Raw genomic sequence first — 18,274 nt, 5'->3', positions numbered from 1 at the left:
ATGACCATCATCGACGTAGTGAGCTACTGCCGAGTATCCAGCCAAGGGCAGGGCGAGTCTGGTTTGGGTCTTGAAGCTCAGCGTGAGTACATCGACCGTGCAGCCAAGCAGAACGGCTGGAACATCGTTGGTGAGTTCGTTGATGTAGTGTCGGGCAAACTGGCAATCGAGGATCGTCCAGAAGGTGCCAAGGCATTAGCCCTGTGCAAGAAGCTTGGTGCAAAGTTGGTAGTCGCCAAGCTGGATCGCCTGTCCCGTTCCGTTCACCACATCGCCCGTCTGCTGGATGAGGCAATGGATTTCAAAGTGGCAACGATGCCACAGGCCGACAAGTTCCAACTCCACTTGTTTGCAGCACTGGCAGAACAGGAACGGTCGTTCATTGCCAGCCGTACCAAGGAGGCTCTGGCAGCTCTCCAGAAGCGTGCTAATGAAGGTGATGTGCAGTCGCTGGAGAAGATCGCCCGTCGTACTGATGCACTGGAGAAAGGCCGTACTGATGCCAACCGGGCTAAGGCCAGTGAGGCTATTCAACAGCGTGTGAATTCGTGGCAAGAATCGGTGCGTGATCCGATAGACCTGTGTATCCGCAAGGGCGGTCGCACACTGCAACAGGTGGCTGACTGTCTGAACGGTAAGGGCATCACCACAAGCCGGGGCGGTTCGTGGTCGTCTATGCAGGTGAAGCGAGTCATGCAGAACCTGGCCCTCACGTTCCCTTCGAAAGAAGAGGTTCTGTAACGTCCTACAGGGGCATTCTAGTGACCAGTCGTCACACCTTTGACCCAGAGAGAACATGGTTATAGGTCGTCTGAAGTGGCGTTGTAGAGCCTCACAGACTGATCTTGAAGGGCGATCAACTTATTTTAGGATCAAGAATGATTCCTATTTGAGTAGTGGTAGGCTCGCTCATCGCATTCGGTAGAACCGACAGAATCTCGTACAATCGCCTCGCTCACCCGGTGTGGACAGTGCCCGTCTTCGCTGGATGCAGTACGTCACGCCGGGTGAGCCCCATCATTATTTTCCAGCCTGAAAACCGAATCGCCTCAAGAGTCGCACTCCTTCTCGCGGCGGGGCGTGGGATTCTGTGGGAAGAGGCTCCCGGCCCATTTGTGCCAAGGCCAGAAAAAAAAGCGGGCGATGAGTTTCTATGTCAGTTCGACGCCCGGTATCGATTTGCTTGCCCACGTAGCAACCTTCCCTCTAGACATCATCGTCATTGCCTCTTCGTAGACGCGCCTCTTGAGTGGGTCTTTGCCATTCATGTTGCACAGGCGTTTAGCGAATAGATTTCGGGTCATTTCCGAGACTGGGTCTTTGTTCCCGTTCAATCGACGTAAGCAGAAAACTTCCGCGTATGCCTCTGCCTTGTCCAATGAAATCGACTTGCCGTCTTGGTAGTTGATGCCTCGGATCATGTCGTCAGCATGCCCCAGCTCGTGCAGAGTAATTCCGTACCGGACATATTCGTTCAAGCTGGCGTAGTTCGACATCTCCCGCTTGATGAAAATCACGGGCTTGAGAAGTCCACCGATTTTCACGAGGATTGTTACCCCCGCATGCAGTATTTCTGATTGCTGATAGCGAACAGCATCCGCCTCATCCTCAGACTCAAACCCTTTGACCTCTTCAATTTCTAGGCCATGGCTACGACACGCTTCACGGATGTCGAAGCCTTCAAGCGTGTCTATTTCGTAGACGCCATGGATGTCCAGCCCACAGTGGTCAGCAAGGTTCGCTGTAATGAATGCCTTTAGCTCTGTTGTGGGGTTGTCTAAACCGTCTGTGCTCATAATCGTCCGTCCATAGTGGATTTGAGTTGCGAGCTTACCGGGTGCAGTAGCTGGCTGCCATCACGTCACATGTTCGACCTGGGGCTCAAGGTTTCTCCTGTTTCGAGTAGTCGCCGTAGGCATAGCCCAACAGTGCCGTTTCCCTCCCACTCTCTCGCCGGTACAGGTCTGTCAGCGTCCACTTCAGCCGTTCGTGTTCAACCTTCAAGGCTGCAAGCTCCGTTGAGCTGTCGCGGTACATGACGATCATTCCGGCGATGGTCTTGTGAGCCCTGCGTAAATCCCGGCGTGTCGTTTCCAGCTCAGCACCCAGCAAATCACATTGGTGTTTCAGCAGCTCAAGGTGAGAGGGCATGCCCAGCTCAAACCCAGAGTCGTCAATCAAATCGTCTTTCATTCTGTCGCCTAAGACGCTCACCAGAGGGCTAGATTTCACGTACAGCTCATATCGGTACGTATCATTGAATACAGTCAGCCGTGCTCGCAGCCGCGATAAGGATTGATCGAGCGATCGAAGGGCAGGTCCGGCGAGTTATTGCGGGTGATGATGGTTTTCGCGGTCTCGATGCGCACCTCGGTGCCCTGGGTCATCGGCGCTTCCTGATACCAGCCGTCGTCCTCGGCCACCGAGCGACTGGGGGCGAAGCGGTTGTGCGGGTTGGTCGCGGTGCCGCGACCGCGTGGGGGCAATGGCGTGTTCATGGGGTGAACCCTTGATGCTGTATGTGCATACAGTATCGCAAGGGTCGTCAGCGAGCTACTGCCGTTCGGCGCTTTTTATATCAACGACTAATTAACAGATTAATCAGGTAAGTAAAGATGGGCGTCTCCCAAGTTTTTGCAATTGAGGGTTACATATGAATAATGGCCTAAAAGTTATGTTTGTCTGTATTGTCCGAATCGCTGTAAACATAAATATGGATAACACTTAAAAGGACTTACTAATGTCGTATTTCAATCGTCGTGGCATCTTTTTACAAAAACTTGGGCCTACCATAGTCGACCCGGATGAAGTTTTGGTCTCCATGCAGTTTGCCTTGAAAGAATCAAGTCTGGATGGTAATGGCACTCCCACTGAGAGCCTGCTGAGTTCCACCATTTACGTTGCTTCGTCTTACGATGGTGGTCAATCTTTCAGTATTGGCGATGCCCGAGACGTGGACGGTGACGGCGACATCGACGACAGCGACAAGGCAAAGCTGCTGGTACTGGCCAAAGCTTACGCAAATATTGTCAATCCGTAATTGATGAATGCCGGTCGGCCTCAACAGGCTGACTGACTGTCATAGGTCCAATGGTCTGCTGCGCATGGGGTTCATGCGCAGCAGCTTGGGTATACAGGGAAAGTATTATGTGGACACCAGGCGATACAGGCGTCTTTCTACAGCGAGTAGAAACACCTGAAAGTAATAAAATAATTATAAGGTTAGTGCGAGAGCAAGGTGCAGGGCTTTATACCAACATAACCACCATGGCGTTGCATATAACGGCCGGGACTGAAGAACACAAACTCGACTACGACCCCTGGTCTGATATAGACGTCATTCCAGACAATAACATTGATGAGAAGGACGTAGACGCTATTACTCAACTCGCTCTCGCCTTTTATCGTCAATCGGTAGTTGATGTTGGCTACGGAGCATTTCTTTCTCTTGAACCAGAAGACCTTGTTGATACCTTTGATCCAGATAAACCTGTTGGACCCGTTCCTCCTCAGAGAATCGGGGTGCAAATTGAAGTGCTGGATATGGAGGATGGTGATGAGTCGGAGTTCGACTATGCCTTGACTGCTTTATCCGTGGACGATGGCGCAAGTTTTATAGTCCGAAGGATCGATCCCTACACCGGCATCGTTCGCATCCAGGGGCTGGACGACCTGCTCAAATCGTTCATCAAGCTAAAATTGTAAGTCCGAGCCTTCTGAAGGCCAGGCAGCACCGTTTCACGTTTCATTGACACCCCCCTCACAGGGCTTTGACCGTTCAGGGGTGATTCTGGGTGCCAATATCCAGCCTCTCCCTGAACGGTCACCCAAGCATGTCACTACCGCGCTGTATCCCTGCGATATGCCTATCGCTGGTCGCCTGTTTCAACCTGACCCTGGCCCACGCTGACGACACCACTTTGCACCGTCCTGCGGAGTGGGCTCAATCCGTTGAGGTGCAATACAACCTCTATCAAATGTCGCCGACGCTCTATCGAAGCGCACTACCAGACCAGGGCGCCGTGTCATTACTGCAAAAGCTCAAGGTCGCCACCGTTATCAATTTCCTGCCCGAATCGGATTCAAGCTGGTTATCCACGCCAGATATCGCACAGGTTCAACTGCCTTATCGCACCAATCACGTGGATGACGCGGATGTAATCAAGGCCTTGCGCACCATTCAAGCCGCCGAAGCCAAAGGCCCGGTACTGATGCACTGCAAACATGGTTCGGACCGCACCGGCCTGATGGCGGCGATGTACCGTGTGGTGGTGCAGGGTTGGAGCAAGGAGGATGCGCTGAGCGAAATGACCCAGGGCGGTTTTGGCGACAGTACCCATTTCAAGGACGGTGTTCGTTACATGATGCAGGCCGATGTCGACAAGCTTCGCACGGCGCTGGCCAACGGCGATTGCAGTACCAGCCCGTTTGCCGCGTGCTCGATGAAAAGCTGGTTCAAGTCGGCCCACGTTGAATAAGTTGCCCCTCACTGCATTGCACAGTGAGGGGGCAGCTATCAGTGCTGCTCGTCAGGCTTTTTCTTCAGCTTGGGGTTCGGGAAAAACTGCACGGCCTGAACCTTGGCATCCGGCACCTTCAGCGCCGACGTGTTAACCCGCGTGCCCAATTCCTTGGGCACGGACAGGCCTTGTTCATTCAACGTGTCGGAATAACCGCAGGCCACGCATTCGCGATGCGGGACTTCGTCTTCGTTCCACATCATCAACTTGTCCGGCTCGCTGCATGCCGGGCACACCGCACCGGCGATAAAGCGTCTTTTGGTAATCACAGGACCCTCACTCATGCTGCCGCGACCTCACTCAGGCCGCTGTGGCGCAAGAGTGCGTCAATCGACGGCGGACGTCCGCGGAAGTCGACGAACAGCACCATTGGTTCCTGAGAACCACCGCGCGCCAGGATCGCTTCGCGGAACGCGCGACCGGTGTCGGCGTTGAGTACGCCCTCTTCTTCGAACTTCGAGAACGCATCGGCCGACAGCACTTCAGCCCACTTATAGCTGTAGTAACCCGCCGCGTAACCACCGGCGAAGATGTGAGCGAAACTGTTCGGGAAGCGGTTGTAGGCCGGCGGACGCATGACCGAGACCTCGTCGCGCACGCCTTCGAGCACTTGCAGCACGCTGCGGCCGTCGCCGTGGGTGGCATGCAGTTCGAAGTCGAACAGCGAGAATTCCAGTTGGCGAACCATCATCAGGCCGGACTGGAAGTTCTTCGCCGCGAGCATTTTTTCCAGCAGATCCTGGGGCAACGGTTCGCCGCTTTCGTAGTGACCGGAGATCAGCGCCAGACCTTCCGGCTCCCAGCACCAGTTTTCCATGAACTGGCTTGGCAGTTCGACCGCGTCCCAGGCCACGCCGTTGATACCGGACACGCCAGCGTGTTCGACACGGGTCAGCAGGTGGTGCAGGCCATGGCCGAATTCGTGGAACAGGGTGGTCACTTCATCGTGGGTCAGCAGCGCAGGCTTGCCGCTGTCGGCCGGGGTGAAGTTGCACACCAGATTGGCCACCGGGCTTTGCAGTACGCCTTCTGCCGTGCGACGACGATCACGTGCGCCGTCCATCCAGGCACCGCCACGCTTGTTGGCGCGAGCATAAAGGTCGAAGAAGAAACGCCCGACGTGTTGGCCGTTTTCCTTGATTTCGAACAGGCGAACGTCCGGGTGCCAGGTGTCGAAGCCTTTCAGCTCGGCGATCTCGATGCCGTACAGACGTTGAACGATGGCAAACAAGCCACCCAATACCTTGTCGATCGGGAAGTAGGCGCGAAGGGCTTCCTGGGCAACGCTGTAGCGCTGCTCGCGAAGTTTTTCACCGTAGAAACCGCTGTCCCAGCTTTGCAGGTCCGGGCAGCCTTGTTCGGCGGCGTAGGCTTTGAGCTGTTGCAGATCCTGAGCGGCAAACGGTTTGCTGCGCTTGGCCAGATCGCGTAGGAAACTGAGGACCTGATCGCTGGATTCGGCCATTTTGGTCGCCAGACTCAGCTCCGAGAAGCTGGCGAAACCCAACAGCTTGGCCAGCTCCTGACGCAGGTCGAGGATTTCTTCCATGACCGGGCCGTTATCGTTCTGCCCGGCATTCGGGCCTTGATCCGACGCACGGGTGCAGTAGGCCGCGTAAACTTCTTCGCGCAGGCTGCGGTCCTGGGCGTAGGTCATCACCGCGTAGTAGCTCGGGAATTCGAGGGTGATCAGCCAGCCGTCGAGGTCCTTGGCCTGCGCGGCGGCAGCCATTTGCGCCTTGGCCGAATCGGTCAGGCCTGCCAGGGTAGCTTCATCGGTGACATGCTTGGTCCAGGCCTGAGTCGCGTCGAGCAGCTGGTTGGAGAAGCGACTGCCCAGCTCCGACAATTTGCTCTGCACTTCGGCGTAACGCTTTTGTTCGGCTTCCGGCAGGTCGATACCCGACAGACGGAAGTCACGCAGGGAGTGTTCCAGGATAGTTTTCTGCGCCACGTCGAAACCGGCAGCTTGCGGGCTGTTGGCCAGGGCTTCGAAGGCCTCGAACAACTCGCGGTTCTGGCCCAGCTCGGTGGAGTAGGCGCTCAATGCTGGAAGGCACGACTCGTAAGCTTCACGCAGCTCGGCGCTGTTGCACACGGCGTTCAGGTGGCTGACCGGGCTCCAGGCCGCGCCCAGACGGTCATTGAGTTCGTCCATCGCCAGCACCAGGCCGGCCCAGGTTGGTTGTTTGCCTTGGGTTTTGAGGATCTCGATAATGGCGGCGCGGTTGTCAGCCAGGATCTGGTCAATGGCCGGTTGCACGTGTTCGGCACGGATCGCCGAGAACGGCGGCAGGTCGTAGGACTGCAAAAGAGGGTTGTTCACGCTCACGGTTGGCACCTTGGCTGGAAGAAACATGGAGCCATCTTAATTACAATCGACGCTCACCGCAGCTATCAGCAACAGAGAGAAACCCTATCGTGACCCTTCGCAAGTATCAGAACCACATGCCGTTGCTCGGCAAAGGCGCTTTTGTCGACGGCTCGGCGGTGGTGATCGGCGACGTCGAAATCGGCGAAGACAGCTCCGTTTGGCCGCTGACGGTGATCCGCGGCGACATGCACCACATCCGTATCGGTGCGCGCACCAGCGTGCAGGACGGCTGCGTGTTGCACATTACCCACGCCGGGCCGTTCAATCCCGATGGCTTCCCGTTGCTGATCGGAGACGATGTGACCATCGCTCATAAAGTCATGCTGCATGGCTGCTCGGTGGGCAATCGGATTCTGATCGGCATGAGCAGCATCGTCATGGACGGCGCGGTGGTCGAGGACGAAGTGATCATTGGCGCCGGCAGCCTGGTCCCCCCCGGCAAGTGCCTGGAAAGCGGTTTTCTTTATGTGGGCAGCCCGGTGAAACAGATTCGGCCGCTGACTGACAAGGAAAAAGCCTTTTTCACCTACAGCGCGGCGAACTACGTGAAACTCAAGGACCTGCATCTGGCCGAAGGCTACGACAAGCTCTAAGCCTCTAATAAAGCGTCCCGCTATTGCTCAGGAATTTTCATGCATTACCCAACCGTTTTGTTCGACCTCGATGGCACCCTGACCGACCCGCGCGAAGGGATCACCCGTTCGATCCAGTTCGCCTTGAGCAAGTTGGGTATCGACGAGCCCGACCTGACCAAGCTTGAGCACTTCATCGGCCCGCCGTTGTTGCAGGCGTTCATGCAGTTCTATGACTTCGACGAAGCCAAGGCCTGGGAGGCGGTCAACTTTTACCGCGAACGCTTCAAGGTCACCGGCCTGTACGAAAACCGCGTCTTCGACGGCGTCACGCCGCTGTTGGAAACCCTTGGCGGACAAGGGCGACAGCTGTACATCGCGACCTCCAAGCCATGGATTTTTGCCCGGGAAATCGCCCGACACTTCGACTTCGCCAAACACTTCAAAGTGATTTACGGCAGCGAACTGGACGGAACCCGAACCAATAAAGTCGAGCTGATTGCCCACCTGATGGCCGAAGAAGGCCTGGACCCGGCCAACACCCTAATGATCGGCGACCGCAAACACGACTTGATCGGTGCACGCAGCAATGGGCTGGATGCAGCGGCGGTGGGTTATGGTTTTGGCAGCAGGGAAGAATTGAGCGCAGAAGCACCGGCCTATCACTTCGAGACGCTGGACGAGATGCATCAGGCGTTTTTGCAGCGCTGATCACACTCATTCGCGGGCAAGCCTCGCTCCTACAGGATGTGTATCGTGAAATTTTATGCCTCCACACAAATACTGTAGGAGCGAGGCTTGCCCGCGAAGGCGGCCTCCCGAACACATCCTGAACAACTGTTCTCACTCAAAACCCTTCTAATCGTCCTAGCCTTAAGACTTAGGCCACGATCAAGGAGGATCCCCATTGGCGGAGTTGAAACACGCTCACCAGTTGCGCAAAGGACGATATTCGGAGTCCGGACAAATTTACTTACTGACGGCGGTGCTGTTGAACCGAGCGCCGTTATTCCGCGAATTCGATAATGGGCGTTTGGTGGTTGATGCTTTTAGAACGGCTGAGCGAGAAGGGTTTGTGGCGTCCCTGGCTTGGGTCGTGATGCCGGACCATTTCCATTGGCTGATTGAGCTACAGAGTTGTCAGCTGCCCAAATTGATGGCACGAACCAAATCCCGCATCGCGGTGACGCTTAATCGTTCGATGGGTCGCCAAGGTCCAGTTTGGCAACATGGTTATCACGATCGCGCTATTCGCAAGGAAGAAGATCTGCAGGCCGTTGCTCGATACATCGTCGCCAATCCACTGCGAGCGGGATTGGTGAAGAAGGTAGGGGATTATCCGCTGTGGGACGCCATTTGGTTGTGACGTTCAATGACGCCTTCGCGGGCAAGCCTCGCTCCTACAGATCATGGCTGAAACCGGCATTACTGTAGGAGCGAGGCTTGCCCGCGAAGACGCCCGCCCAACCACTGAATTTTATGACCCCGCCAAAGCCTTCAAAGCCGCCTTGCGCTCGCCAACCGGTAACGCACCCAGTTTCTCGACCGCCGCATAAAACTTCACCCAATCCCCACTCTTTTGCCGGAACAACGTGGCAAACGCCGGCACCCATTGATCATAGAGGCCAAACGGCAGCAGCCGGGCATTGTTCATCGGTGCATTGATCCAGGCGTCATAACGTTTGTCCCCGGCCCATTGGCTATCGCGCAACTGGCGGTACTCACCTCGCAATCGCTCGAACTCGGCGGCTTTACGTTGACGCATCTGGTCTGCCGGCAGCGGCAGGGCGTAGAGCCGTTCAAGTCGTTTGCGGGTATCCAGAACCAGCTGAATGAACTGGTCGCGGTGCTGCTCCTGCGCACCATTTTCCGGCGCCAGGCCACGGACGGCGCGCCATTGGCGAGTACCTTCCTGCTCGACGAAGGTGGCGAAAGACTCGTTGAATTCGGTGTCGTCCTTCACATAGAACCGCTGATGGGCCAGTTCATGGAAGATCAGTGTGGCCAAGCGCTCGTCGCCCCAACCCATCATCGAACTGATGATCGGATCGTTGAACCAACCGAGCGTCGAATAAGCCTCGACCCCGCCAATCGATACGTCCATACCTTGCTGGCGTTGCAGTGCTGCCTCGCCGCGGGCTGCGCTCTGGCTGTAATAACCGCGATAGGCAACGCATCCGGCGATGGGGAAACAGTGGTTCTGTGGCGTCAGGGAAAATTCCGGTGTGGCGAAGACATTCCAGACCACGAACGGCCGGCTAATATCGGCATACAGGCGATAGCTCTGGTTGTCCGGCAGATGCAACTGTTGGCTGGCGAACGTTCGGGCCTTTTGCGATTGAGCCAGGTGCGCACGCAGTTGTTGGTCGCGGCCGGGATCGGCAATCACGTCGGAAACAGGCTCTCGTGCCCGCAGCAATTGCAGCTGACCACTGGCCAATTGGCCGTAGTAGCTGACGCTGGCGCAACCGTTGAGCAACAAAAACATCACACCCGGAAACAAAACGCGAAAAACGCGATCAAGTAACCCAAGGCTTGGAAGCGGCCTGATCAAAATAAAATCTTCCCTGGAAAGTCTGCCCGCAAGACTATCCCGCCTGACTGGAGCTCCGCTATGCGCATGTTGATGCTGACAGGAGGCCTGCTGACGCTGGCCGGCTGTGCTGGATTCGGACTACCCCATCACGATCCGGCTCAAGCATGGATCGACCTGGATTCGAAGCAGGAAGACACGGCCTTGCTGGCGTTGGAGGTTGATAACAAAGCCGCCAGCGACAAGCGCTATTTCGAGGTTCAGCCTGGCAGCCATGAGCTGACGGTTCGTTATCAATTCCCGGTCCAGCCGACGAATATCGGCCCCGACGCCGAGCCGCTGTGGCGGGACTGTCAGATGAATGTCAAATTCAAGGACTTCAACGCCGGCGAACGCTATCAGCTGCAAGCGGGGAATATCGGCTTTCGGCCGTGGGTGAAGCTCTATGATCAGCAGCGAAAAGTGATTGGCCAAGGCACACCGGCAGGCTGTCAACGTAGCTGATCGGCGTTATGCTCAATGGACCAATTGTTTGGGACATTCATCATGAGCAGGTTGATGCTGTTGCTCGCTGCAAGTGTTGTTGCCGGCTGCCAGAGCCCATTGCCGGCGGTTAATCCGCAGATGGCCTGGGTCGACTTCTCCACGCCATTCCCCAACGATAAATTGCTGATGGCCGAGCGACTGGACAAGCAGCGATTGCGCGACGGACGTTTTTTCCAGGTCACGCCCGGCAGCCATGAGCTGATCGTTCGATTCGACTTTGAAGTACCCAGTGGGGGGTCAGGCTTGATGAGCGGCCCCTCGGAACGGCTGTGTTACCTGACCATCAATTACGATAATTTCGAAGCTGGCCAGCGTTATGTGCTGGTTGGCCAGTCGATAGCGTTTACGCCCGGCGCCCGGTTGTATAACGCCAAGCGTGAAGTTGTCGCTGAAGATCGGGACACCTATTGCCTCATGTGAGGCAAATCAGCGATCGTTCTTCTGATAGATGATTTTCTTGGTGCCGTTTTCGCACGAGCCAACGACCATGTTCTGATCGTGCACTTCGTCATTGGTGACGATCTCCAGGGTGTAGGAAGAGACGTTGTTGGCCTGGATCTTGGCCTCGATCTCGGCCTTGAGTTCTTCACAGGATTTCGGTGCCGCCAGGGCCGATGTGGCCAGCGCACAACAGATAACCGCCAAGGCAAAACGTTTCATGGTTGAAGCTCCTTTGAGGCAGCGCGCACCGTAATGCGTTTTTGCTGCTGTCATTTATTCGACCACAGTTTCGCCAGTCGGGTTTTGTTTCAGCACAAAAAAGATCGCAGGCTACGCCAGCTCCTACATGGGTCGAGAGAACCTGTAGGAGCTGCCAAAGGCTGCGATCTTCTCGCTCCGACTTCGATTTTAGCTAACCAACGTCGCATCCAGACTGATCTTCGCATTCAGCACTTTGGATACAGGGCACCCTTCTTTGGCCTTGTTGCTCAGTTCCTCAAATTGCGCCTGGGTCGCCCCGGGAATTTTCGCCTTGAGGATCAATTTCACCGCTGTGATCGAAAAACCTCCGTCCACCTGGTCCAGAGTGACTTCGGCATTGGTATCGATGCTGTCTGCCTTAAGGCCGGCATCGCCGAGAATCATCGAAAATGCCATGGAGAAGCAGCCCGCGTGGGCCGCGCCGATCAGCTCTTCGGGGTTGGTGCCCTTGCCGCCTTCGAAACGCGCCTTGAAGCCGTAGGGCGCGTCCCTGAGGACACCGGTTTCCGTGGAAATCGAGCCGATGCCGGTTTTCAGATCACCTTCCCAATGAGCCGATGCTTTTTTCGTAATAGCCATGCCTGCCTCCTCAAGATCCGGCGCGAAACGTCGCGCCTCGTGGTTTTCGGTTGCTAGGGTTCTGAGGATAGACGGTGACGCAAAGTTCACCTCATCTGATCGGTCCGCAAATTCTGTAGGAATTTTGTCTCTGCTATTGAAACTCGGGTATATGCCCTCATTGCATGAAACACGCTTATGGATTCGGCAGGTTTTCGTTCGCAAGAAAAAACCTGCGCACTCAATGGGAGAAGCAGGTTTATGAAACGACTGTCCGATATCAAGTTCTCTACCCTCGATCTGGTGCCCGTGCGGGAAAATGGCAGCGCGGCCCAGTCGCTGCGCAATTCCCTGGACCTGGCGCAGCACGTCGAAAAATTCGGCTACAACCGCTTCTGGGTGGCCGAACACCACAATATGGATGGCATCGCCAGTTCAGCAACCTCGGTACTGCTCGGCTACCTGGCCGGCGGCACCTCGACGATTCGTGTCGGTTCGGGTGGCGTGATGTTGCCCAACCACGCACCGCTGGTGATCGCCGAGCAGTTCGGCACGCTCGAAAGTCTGTACCCGGGCCGGATTGACCTGGGTCTGGGGCGCGCACCCGGTTCTGATCAGATGACAGCCCGCGCGCTACGCCGTGAACGCTCGGGCAGCGCCGATGACTTCCCCGAAGACGTGGCGGAACTGATGCGCTACCTCGGCCCACGCACGCCTGATCAGCGGATCATCGCAATGCCGGGCACCGGCACTAATGTCCCGGTCTGGCTGCTGGGCTCGAGCCTGTTCAGTGCACAACTGGCCGGCGAACGCGGTTTGCCCTACGCCTTCGCCTCGCATTTCGCACCGCGCCTCATGCATGAGGCGATTCGCGTCTACCGCAATCACTTCAAGCCTTCAGCGGTCCTGGATAAGCCCTACGTAATGCTCGGCGTGCCGCTGGTGGCCGCCGACACCGACGAACAGGCCGACTACCTGGCAACGTCGGTCTACCAACGGATTCTCGCCCTGATGCGCGGCCAGAGCCTGGTGCAACGTCCACCGGTGAAAACCATGGATGGCTTGTGGTTGCCTCATGAGAAAGAAGCAGTCGGTGATTTCCTGGGGCTAGCGATGGTTGGCAGCCCGCAGAAAATTCGCGCCAAACTGGACGTGCTGATCGAGCAAACCCAGGCGGATGAGCTGATTTTTACCTGCGACCTGTACGAACATGCCGATCGCGTACATTCCTACGAGCTGTTGGCGCAGGTGATGAAGGGCTGACGCGCAAGCGGCGAGCAGAAAAAAGCCGACGCAATCGCGTCGGCTTTTTCATGAACAAGAGGGAATCAACTACCTTTTGTAGACGATTTCTTTGGTGCCTTTTTCACATTTACCGACGATTTTCCCGCCGGCAGCAGCGCCTTTGTCGACGATTTCCAGTGAATAACCAGAAACGCCCTTGGCGTCCAGTTTCGCGGCGATTTCGGCCTTCAACTCTTCGCACGACTTGCCGTCAGCCAACGCTGTACCCGCAAGGCTCAACAAACCTACCGCCAAAATAAACTTCTTCATCGGTCGCATTACCTGGTCGTATCAAAGGGAGCTTCCAGCCATCAGCCGGAGGCACTCGTATAGCGCTGTGCCATTCCCTGTGGCACTCGGCCGGCGCGCAAGTTCAGAAGACTAGCTCAAACTCAGCTGCTGGCAATCCGGAACCCGACTTTGAGCGTGACCTGGAAATGTGCAGCCTTGCCATCCTTGATGTGGCCGCGGGTTTCGGTCACTTCAAACCATTCCATGTACTTCAGACTTTTACTGGCTTCGGTCAGCGCGTTATTGATCGCGTCTTCAATGCTGCTGGTGGACGAGCCGACCAGCTCGACTTTTTTATAGGTGTGATGGTCAGTCATGGCGTTCTCCTCAGGGTGTGAAATACAGCCTAGCAGTGATTTTTCGTATTTCTTCTGTCGGCCAATCCACGAGTGAAGTTCAGATTTACTGCACTTTCTCGAACCCCTGAAGTCCCAACCAACACACGCAACTCAATCAATGCAGGAGAGCCACCATGGCCAACACCTCTTTACGTAAAGCCTCATTGCAAAGCATGGAAGCCGAGATCGAGAGTCTGCTGAAGTCTTTGGAAAACCTGAAAGACGACGCCTCGGACGAGTCGCGTAAAACGCTCAAGGCCTTGAAAGCCAACGCAGAGAGTGCGCTGAAACACTCGCGTCATTTGCTCAGCGATGCGTACGAAGAAGTCAAAGTCAAAACCCGCGAAACCGGGATCGCGACTCGGGACTACGCCCAGGAGCACCCTTGGACTACAGCCGGTGTTGCGGTGGGTGCGTTGGGTCTGCTCGCGGCTTATCTGCTGTGCAAACGCGGTGATTAATCTGTTTGGCGCAGCTCGTTTTTAAGCCATTGCGCCAATTGCCGAGCGCGCCCGTCCGCGGCGCGCTTGGGCAGCCATAATGCCAGTTGCGCCGGGGTTTCACTGAAGCCCCATGGCGCAACCAGGCGACCGGCCTTCAAGTCTTCGGCTACCAGCGGCTCAGGTGCAATTGCCACCCCCAGTCCGGCGACGGCTGCCTCCAGCAAGTAATACAAATGCTCAAAACCCTGACCTAACTTCAATGCCTTGGCATCGAGGCCGCTTTGCTGCGCCCAACTCGGCCAGGCTTGAGGGCGCGATGTGGTGTGCAGTAAAGGTTCGCTCAGCAGCGCGTTCGCCGGTGCGTCTCGCAACCTTTCGTAACCGGCATAGCGTGGGCTCATGACCGGGCCGATGCGTTCGCTGGCCAATTCGTACACCTGCATGTCCGCCGGCCATGGTGGCTCAGCAAATACCAGCAAGGCATCCAAGCCTGGCCGACGCGGATCGAGATCGCCTTCTCCCGCCGACAGATGCAGGCGCAGATCAGGCAAATCAGCATTCAAGCGTCCCAGGCGCGGGATAAACCAGCGCGCCAGCAGGCTTCCCGAGCAGCCGAGCACGAACGGCGCGTCGGCGGTGCTTTGGGTCAGTTCGGCGCAGACTGTACGCAGACGTTCGAACGCCTCGCCACTGGCATCACGCAAACGAACACCGGCATCTGTGAGTTTCAGGCCGCGACCATCCTTGACGAACAGGCTGACACCGAGGTGTTCTTCGAGCACTTTCAACTGTCGGCTAACCGCGCCATGAGTGACGTGCAGTTGCTCGGCGGCCTGGCTGACGCTGTTCAGGCGAGCCGTGGCTTCGAATGCGCGAAGTGCGTTCAGCGGCGGAAGGTCGTGGCTCATAGGATCTGTGAGTTTTCCTGACAGGTTGTGGCGATCTTATCGGTTTTCAGCCGGGAGCGTCAGGGGTAGAGTTAAGCCCACTCTCTTTTCAACAGCTTCATTTCACACATTCAACTGGAGCGACCCATGACCCAGACTAATCTGCGCAACGGCCCCGACGCCAACGGCCTGTTTGGCGCGTTCGGCGGCCGCTACGTCGCCGAAACCCTGATGCCGTTGATCCTCGATCTGGCCCGCGAATATGAAGCGGCCAAGGAAGATCCTGCATTCAAAGAAGAATTGGCCTACTTCCAGCGCGACTACGTCGGTCGTCCAAGCCCGCTTTATTACGCAGAGCGTCTGACTGAATTCTGCGGCGGCGCGAAGATTTACCTCAAGCGTGAAGAGCTGAACCACACCGGCGCGCACAAGATCAACAACTGCATCGGCCAGATCCTGCTGGCGCGGCGCATGGGCAAGAAACGCATCATCGCCGAGACCGGTGCCGGCATGCACGGCGTGGCGACTGCCACCGTGGCTGCGCGTTTTGGCCTCGACTGTGTGATTTACATGGGCACCACCGACATTGAACGCCAGCAAGCCAACGTGTTCCGCATGAAGCTGTTGGGCGCCGAAGTGATCCCGGTCGTGGCCGGCACCGGCACCCTGAAAGATGCGATGAACGAAGCCCTGCGCGACTGGGTGACCAACGTCGACAGCACCTTCTACCTGATCGGCACTGTCGCCGGTCCGCACCCTTATCCTGCGATGGTTCGCGACTTCCAGGCCGTTATCGGCAAGGAAACCCGTACTCAACTGCAAGACCAGGAAGGCCGTCTGCCGGACAGCCTGGTGGCGTGCATCGGTGGTGGTTCCAACGCCATGGGCCTGTTCCATCCGTTCCTTGACGACAAGAGTGTCGAGATCATCGGTGTTGAAGCGGCCGGTTACGGCATTGAAACCGGTAAACACGCGGCCAGCCTGAACGGCGGCGTTCCAGGCGTATTGCACGGCAACCGCACCTTCCTGTTGCAGGACGACGATGGCCAGATCATCGACGCCCACTCGATCTCTGCCGGCCTCGACTATCCAGGCATTGGTCCGGAACACGCCTGGTTGCACGACATCGGCCGCGTCCAGTACACCTCCGTGACTGACGACGAAGCCCTCGATGCGTTCCACAAATGCTGCCGTCTGGAAGGGATTATTCCTGCACTGGAAAGCGCCCACGCCCTGGCGGAAGTGTTCAAACGCGCACCGAACCTGCCGAAAGATCACCTGATGGTGGTCAACCTGTCCGGCCGTGGCGACAAAGACATGCAAACCGTGATGCACCACATGGAACAGTCTCAACAAGAGCAATCCAAGCAGGAGAAACACTGATGAGCCGCCTGCAAACGCGTTTTGCCGAACTCAAGGAACAGAACCGCGCCGCCCTGGTGACTTTCGTCACCGCCGGCGACCCGAGCTATGACACTTCCCTGGCAATCCTCAAAGGTTTGCCCGGTGCTGGCGCCGACGTGATCGAGCTGGGCATGCCCTTCACCGATCCGATGGCCGATGGCCCAGCAATCCAGTTGGCGAACATCCGCGCCTTGGGGGCCAAGCAGAACCTGGCGAAAACCCTGCAAATGGTTCGCGAGTTCCGTGAAGGCAACACTGATACACCGCTGGTGCTGATGGGCTACTTCAACCCGATTCACATGTACGGCGTGCCGCGTTTCATTGCCGACGCCAAAGAGGCCGGTGTGGATGGCCTGATCGTGGTTGATCTGCCGCCCGAGCATAATGGTGAGCTGTGCGATCCGGCGCAGGCAGCAGGTCTGGACTTTATCCGTCTGACCACGCCGACCACCGATGATGTGCGCCTGCCGACCGTGCTGAACGGCAGCTCCGGTTTCGTTTACTACGTGTCTGTTGCCGGTGTGACCGGTGCCGGCGCGGCTACGCTGGAACATGTCGAGGAAGCGGTCGCACGTCTGCGTCGCCACACCGACTTGCCGATCAGCATCGGTTTCGGCATTCGCACCCCGGAGCAAGCTGCTGCCATTGCTCGTCTGGCCGACGGTGTGGTGGTGGGGTCGGCGCTGATCGATCACATCGCCAATGCCTCGACGCCAGAGCAGGCGATCGATGGCGTGTTGAGCCTTTGCTCGGCGCTGGCTGATGGTGTGCGTAAGGCGCGCGTCAGTTAAAGGTAAAGTTCCTGATACAGAGGAATTAGAGCCTCGCGGCACAGACTAAACAGCAAGACCGAGGGCTTCAGGACTACGTTCTGAAGCCCTTTTTGCTGACCTTGTAGCAGCTGTCGAGCCCCAGCGAGGCTGCGTTCGATTGCGAAGCAGTCGTGAAATCAGCCAATGCGGTGTTTCAGGTAAACCGAGATGTCTGGACTGACGACTGCTTCGCAGCCGAACGCAGCCTCGCTGGGGCTCGACAGCTGCTACAGAAGTGAGGAAATACGCGATGAAAATGCCGAAACGTCTGATTGCCAGCCTGGGTGTGCTGATACTCAGTGCCACGCCGTTGCTGAATGCGAGTGCCGATCAGCGTGACGATCACGGCCATTACGATAATCACGGTGACAATCATGGTGAGGATCATGGTGAGGATCACCGTGGGCCGGACAACCACCGCGGCGGCCCTCCACCACGTGACTTCGGCCCGGTGCGCCAGACTATCCACGATAATCACGGCTATTTCGTACGCGGTGCACCGCCACCTCCAGGGATTCATCTGGTCCGTGGTCGGCCGCTGCCCCACGGCTATTATGGCGAACGCCTGGATAATCGCGCCTTGGGTCGGCTGCCGTATTACCCAGGGTACGAATGGCGCCGCGCGGGAGGCGATATTGTGCTGATCGCCGTAGGAACCGGGATCGTGTATGAAGTGCTTGAAGGGGTGCTTTATTGATTCGCTGATTTTTGCAGGTTGACCCGGCCCATGTAGCAGCTGGCGAAGCCTGCGTCCGGCTGCTGTAGGAGCGAGCTTGCTCGCGATGAACCCGATGACGCCGCCGTGTGTCAGGTGTGCATCGTTATCGTTGACGACCATCGCGAGCAAGCTCGCTCCTACAGCAGCCGAACGCAGGCTGCGCCAGCTGCTAAAGGTTTTGCGGTGTTTCAATCAGGGCAGCTCCAATCCACCCGACGCCTTGTGCAACTTCCTCAAATGCTCGCCAACCTGTTTCAGGTTGGCTTCATTGGCCGCCATCTCGGCCGCGCGA

At 57.0% G+C, this 18,274-nt stretch carries 24 protein-coding genes and 1 pseudogene; 14 read left to right on the top strand and 11 right to left on the bottom strand.

Going from position 1 to position 18,274, the window contains the following annotated elements:
- Entirely contained in the window at nt 1–741 is a 741-nt protein-coding gene (locus AEQ67_RS09805; protein WP_330219460.1) for a recombinase family protein, read from the top strand.
- A gap of 410 nt (nt 742–1,151) precedes the next feature.
- Here AEQ67_RS09805 and AEQ67_RS09800 read toward each other — a convergent pair whose 3' ends face one another.
- From AEQ67_RS09800 to AEQ67_RS09790, 3 genes and pseudogenes are all read right to left on the bottom strand, one after another.
- Entirely contained in the window at nt 1,152–1,796 is a 645-nt protein-coding gene (locus tag AEQ67_RS09800; protein ID WP_059403683.1) for a hypothetical protein, read from the bottom strand.
- Between the two features lie 85 nt (nt 1,797–1,881).
- On the bottom strand, nt 1,882–2,193 hold the full coding sequence (locus AEQ67_RS09795; protein ID WP_059403682.1) for a hypothetical protein: 312 nt from the start codon (nt 2,191–2,193) through the stop codon (nt 1,882–1,884).
- 77 nt (nt 2,194–2,270) lie between these two features.
- Nucleotides 2,271–2,498 (bottom strand): annotated as a pseudogene (locus AEQ67_RS09790) (PA0069 family radical SAM protein); the annotation flags it as partial.
- A 242-nt stretch (nt 2,499–2,740) separates the two neighbouring features.
- On the opposite strand from AEQ67_RS09790, the gene AEQ67_RS09785 reads away from it, so the two are divergent.
- From AEQ67_RS09785 to AEQ67_RS09775, 3 genes are all read left to right on the top strand, one after another.
- A complete protein-coding gene (locus AEQ67_RS09785; RefSeq protein ID WP_059403680.1) occupies nt 2,741–3,040 on the top strand; it encodes a hypothetical protein in 300 nt (99 codons plus the stop codon).
- A gap of 107 nt (nt 3,041–3,147) precedes the next feature.
- Nucleotides 3,148–3,705 (top strand): hypothetical protein, encoded by a 558-nt coding sequence (locus AEQ67_RS09780; protein WP_059403679.1) that lies wholly within the window; start codon nt 3,148–3,150, stop codon nt 3,703–3,705.
- A gap of 128 nt (nt 3,706–3,833) precedes the next feature.
- A complete protein-coding gene (locus AEQ67_RS09775; protein ID WP_059403678.1) occupies nt 3,834–4,478 on the top strand; it encodes a dual specificity protein phosphatase family protein in 645 nt (214 codons plus the stop codon).
- A gap of 38 nt (nt 4,479–4,516) precedes the next feature.
- Here AEQ67_RS09775 and AEQ67_RS09770 read toward each other — a convergent pair whose 3' ends face one another.
- Both AEQ67_RS09770 and prlC read right to left on the bottom strand, forming a co-directional pair.
- Complete coding sequence (locus AEQ67_RS09770; RefSeq protein WP_059403677.1) at nt 4,517–4,804, bottom strand: YheV family putative zinc ribbon protein; 288 nt, start codon at nt 4,802–4,804, stop codon at nt 4,517–4,519.
- Entirely contained in the window at nt 4,801–6,879 is a 2,079-nt protein-coding gene (prlC, locus tag AEQ67_RS09765; RefSeq protein ID WP_177333640.1) for an oligopeptidase A, read from the bottom strand. Before prlC ends, AEQ67_RS09770 begins: the two co-directional genes overlap by 4 nt.
- A gap of 62 nt (nt 6,880–6,941) precedes the next feature.
- Between prlC and AEQ67_RS09760 the strand changes: the two genes are divergently transcribed.
- The 3 genes from AEQ67_RS09760 (at nt 6,942) to AEQ67_RS09750 (ending at nt 8,832) form a co-directional block, all read left to right on the top strand.
- Nucleotides 6,942–7,487 (top strand): gamma carbonic anhydrase family protein, encoded by a 546-nt coding sequence (locus AEQ67_RS09760; RefSeq protein WP_059403676.1) that lies wholly within the window; start codon nt 6,942–6,944, stop codon nt 7,485–7,487.
- 39 nt (nt 7,488–7,526) lie between these two features.
- The gene (locus AEQ67_RS09755; protein WP_059403675.1) at nt 7,527–8,177 is read left to right on the top strand and encodes an HAD family hydrolase; all 651 of its coding nucleotides are present in this window, start codon (nt 7,527–7,529) and stop codon (nt 8,175–8,177) included.
- A 196-nt stretch (nt 8,178–8,373) separates the two neighbouring features.
- Nucleotides 8,374–8,832 carry an REP-associated tyrosine transposase gene (locus tag AEQ67_RS09750; protein WP_059403674.1) on the top strand — a complete coding sequence of 153 codons (459 nt, stop codon included), beginning with the start codon at nt 8,374–8,376 and terminating at the stop codon, nt 8,830–8,832.
- A 111-nt stretch (nt 8,833–8,943) separates the two neighbouring features.
- On the opposite strand, the gene AEQ67_RS09745 is transcribed toward AEQ67_RS09750, so the two are convergent.
- A complete protein-coding gene (locus tag AEQ67_RS09745) occupies nt 8,944–10,020 on the bottom strand; it encodes an aminopeptidase (protein ID WP_059403673.1) in 1,077 nt (358 codons plus the stop codon).
- Nucleotides 10,021–10,080: 60 nt separating this feature from the next.
- Here AEQ67_RS09745 and AEQ67_RS09740 point away from each other — a divergent pair, with 60 nt between their 5' ends.
- The gene (locus AEQ67_RS09740) at nt 10,081–10,503 is read left to right on the top strand and encodes a PA0061/PA0062 family lipoprotein (protein ID WP_059403672.1); all 423 of its coding nucleotides are present in this window, start codon (nt 10,081–10,083) and stop codon (nt 10,501–10,503) included.
- Nucleotides 10,504–10,545: 42 nt separating this feature from the next.
- Entirely contained in the window at nt 10,546–10,965 is a 420-nt protein-coding gene (locus tag AEQ67_RS09735) for a PA0061/PA0062 family lipoprotein (RefSeq protein WP_059403949.1), read from the top strand.
- Nucleotides 10,966–10,971: 6 nt separating this feature from the next.
- Here the strand turns inward: AEQ67_RS09735 and AEQ67_RS09730 are convergent, their stop codons facing one another.
- Nucleotides 10,972–11,205 carry a DUF1161 domain-containing protein gene (locus tag AEQ67_RS09730; protein WP_059403671.1) on the bottom strand — a complete coding sequence of 78 codons (234 nt, stop codon included), beginning with the start codon at nt 11,203–11,205 and terminating at the stop codon, nt 10,972–10,974.
- A gap of 189 nt (nt 11,206–11,394) precedes the next feature.
- Complete coding sequence (locus AEQ67_RS09725; protein WP_059403670.1) at nt 11,395–11,826, bottom strand: OsmC family protein; 432 nt, start codon at nt 11,824–11,826, stop codon at nt 11,395–11,397.
- A gap of 240 nt (nt 11,827–12,066) precedes the next feature.
- Here AEQ67_RS09725 and AEQ67_RS09720 point away from each other — a divergent pair, with 240 nt between their 5' ends.
- Nucleotides 12,067–13,068 (top strand): LLM class flavin-dependent oxidoreductase, encoded by a 1,002-nt coding sequence (locus tag AEQ67_RS09720; protein WP_059403669.1) that lies wholly within the window; start codon nt 12,067–12,069, stop codon nt 13,066–13,068.
- Nucleotides 13,069–13,137: 69 nt separating this feature from the next.
- On the opposite strand, the gene AEQ67_RS09715 is transcribed toward AEQ67_RS09720, so the two are convergent.
- Nucleotides 13,138–13,359: a DUF1161 domain-containing protein gene (locus AEQ67_RS09715; RefSeq protein ID WP_059403668.1), complete on the bottom strand. Its 222-nt coding sequence runs from the start codon at nt 13,357–13,359 to the stop codon at nt 13,138–13,140.
- A gap of 122 nt (nt 13,360–13,481) precedes the next feature.
- The gene (locus AEQ67_RS09710; protein WP_047535914.1) at nt 13,482–13,697 is read right to left on the bottom strand and encodes a dodecin; all 216 of its coding nucleotides are present in this window, start codon (nt 13,695–13,697) and stop codon (nt 13,482–13,484) included.
- Nucleotides 13,698–13,852: 155 nt separating this feature from the next.
- Here AEQ67_RS09710 and AEQ67_RS09705 point away from each other — a divergent pair, with 155 nt between their 5' ends.
- The gene (locus AEQ67_RS09705) at nt 13,853–14,179 is read left to right on the top strand and encodes a DUF883 family protein (protein ID WP_008027738.1); all 327 of its coding nucleotides are present in this window, start codon (nt 13,853–13,855) and stop codon (nt 14,177–14,179) included.
- On the opposite strand, the gene AEQ67_RS09700 is transcribed toward AEQ67_RS09705, so the two are convergent.
- Nucleotides 14,176–15,069, bottom strand: coding sequence for a LysR family transcriptional regulator (locus tag AEQ67_RS09700; RefSeq protein ID WP_059403667.1), 894 nt, complete (start codon nt 15,067–15,069; stop codon nt 14,176–14,178). The two genes, AEQ67_RS09705 and AEQ67_RS09700, sit on opposite strands and share 4 nt — an antisense overlap.
- 126 nt (nt 15,070–15,195) lie before the next feature.
- On the opposite strand from AEQ67_RS09700, the gene trpB reads away from it, so the two are divergent.
- The 3 genes from trpB to AEQ67_RS09685 all read left to right on the top strand — a co-directional run bounded on the left by trpB (nt 15,196) and on the right by AEQ67_RS09685 (nt 17,961).
- The gene (gene trpB, locus AEQ67_RS09695; RefSeq protein ID WP_059403666.1) at nt 15,196–16,431 is read left to right on the top strand and encodes a tryptophan synthase subunit beta; all 1,236 of its coding nucleotides are present in this window, start codon (nt 15,196–15,198) and stop codon (nt 16,429–16,431) included.
- A complete protein-coding gene (gene trpA, locus AEQ67_RS09690; protein WP_059403665.1) occupies nt 16,431–17,243 on the top strand; it encodes a tryptophan synthase subunit alpha in 813 nt (270 codons plus the stop codon). The genes trpB and trpA overlap by 1 nt, the downstream gene beginning before the upstream one ends.
- Nucleotides 17,244–17,514: 271 nt before the next feature.
- Nucleotides 17,515–17,961: an anti-virulence regulator CigR family protein gene (locus AEQ67_RS09685; protein ID WP_059403664.1), complete on the top strand. Its 447-nt coding sequence runs from the start codon at nt 17,515–17,517 to the stop codon at nt 17,959–17,961.
- The last annotated feature ends 313 nt before the right edge of the window (nt 17,962–18,274 follow it).

The sequence above is a fragment of the Pseudomonas sp. RIT-PI-q genome (assembly GCF_001297125.1).
Lineage (GTDB): Bacteria > Pseudomonadota > Gammaproteobacteria > Pseudomonadales > Pseudomonadaceae > Aquipseudomonas.
The sequence above is the reverse complement of the archived record's forward strand: the minus strand, read 5'-3'. Positions and strand labels throughout refer to the sequence as shown.

Coding starts and splice junctions, on each gene's coding strand:
- AEQ67_RS09775 (WP_059403678.1), top strand. CDS start 3,834: ATGTCACTACCGCGCTGTATCCCTGCGATATGCCTATCGCTGGTCGCC.
- AEQ67_RS09785 (WP_059403680.1), top strand. CDS start 2,741: ATGTCGTATTTCAATCGTCGTGGCATCTTTTTACAAAAACTTGGGCCT.
- prlC (WP_177333640.1), bottom strand. CDS start 6,879: ATGTTTCTTCCAGCCAAGGTGCCAACCGTGAGCGTGAACAACCCTCTT.
- AEQ67_RS09735 (WP_059403949.1), top strand. CDS start 10,546: ATGAGCAGGTTGATGCTGTTGCTCGCTGCAAGTGTTGTTGCCGGCTGC.
- AEQ67_RS09700 (WP_059403667.1), bottom strand. CDS start 15,069: ATGAGCCACGACCTTCCGCCGCTGAACGCACTTCGCGCATTCGAAGCC.
- AEQ67_RS09805 (WP_330219460.1), top strand. CDS start 1: ATGACCATCATCGACGTAGTGAGCTACTGCCGAGTATCCAGCCAAGGG.
- AEQ67_RS09715 (WP_059403668.1), bottom strand. CDS start 13,359: ATGAAGAAGTTTATTTTGGCGGTAGGTTTGTTGAGCCTTGCGGGTACA.
- AEQ67_RS09720 (WP_059403669.1), top strand. CDS start 12,067: ATGAAACGACTGTCCGATATCAAGTTCTCTACCCTCGATCTGGTGCCC.
- AEQ67_RS09780 (WP_059403679.1), top strand. CDS start 3,148: ATGTGGACACCAGGCGATACAGGCGTCTTTCTACAGCGAGTAGAAACA.
- AEQ67_RS09800 (WP_059403683.1), bottom strand. CDS start 1,796: ATGAGCACAGACGGTTTAGACAACCCCACAACAGAGCTAAAGGCATTC.
- trpA (WP_059403665.1), top strand. CDS start 16,431: ATGAGCCGCCTGCAAACGCGTTTTGCCGAACTCAAGGAACAGAACCGC.
- AEQ67_RS09685 (WP_059403664.1), top strand. CDS start 17,515: ATGAAAATGCCGAAACGTCTGATTGCCAGCCTGGGTGTGCTGATACTC.
- AEQ67_RS09755 (WP_059403675.1), top strand. CDS start 7,527: ATGCATTACCCAACCGTTTTGTTCGACCTCGATGGCACCCTGACCGAC.
- AEQ67_RS09705 (WP_008027738.1), top strand. CDS start 13,853: ATGGCCAACACCTCTTTACGTAAAGCCTCATTGCAAAGCATGGAAGCC.
- AEQ67_RS09710 (WP_047535914.1), bottom strand. CDS start 13,697: ATGACTGACCATCACACCTATAAAAAAGTCGAGCTGGTCGGCTCGTCC.
- AEQ67_RS09725 (WP_059403670.1), bottom strand. CDS start 11,826: ATGGCTATTACGAAAAAAGCATCGGCTCATTGGGAAGGTGATCTGAAA.
- AEQ67_RS09730 (WP_059403671.1), bottom strand. CDS start 11,205: ATGAAACGTTTTGCCTTGGCGGTTATCTGTTGTGCGCTGGCCACATCG.
- AEQ67_RS09740 (WP_059403672.1), top strand. CDS start 10,081: ATGCGCATGTTGATGCTGACAGGAGGCCTGCTGACGCTGGCCGGCTGT.
- AEQ67_RS09795 (WP_059403682.1), bottom strand. CDS start 2,193: ATGAAAGACGATTTGATTGACGACTCTGGGTTTGAGCTGGGCATGCCC.
- trpB (WP_059403666.1), top strand. CDS start 15,196: ATGACCCAGACTAATCTGCGCAACGGCCCCGACGCCAACGGCCTGTTT.
- AEQ67_RS09770 (WP_059403677.1), bottom strand. CDS start 4,804: ATGAGTGAGGGTCCTGTGATTACCAAAAGACGCTTTATCGCCGGTGCG.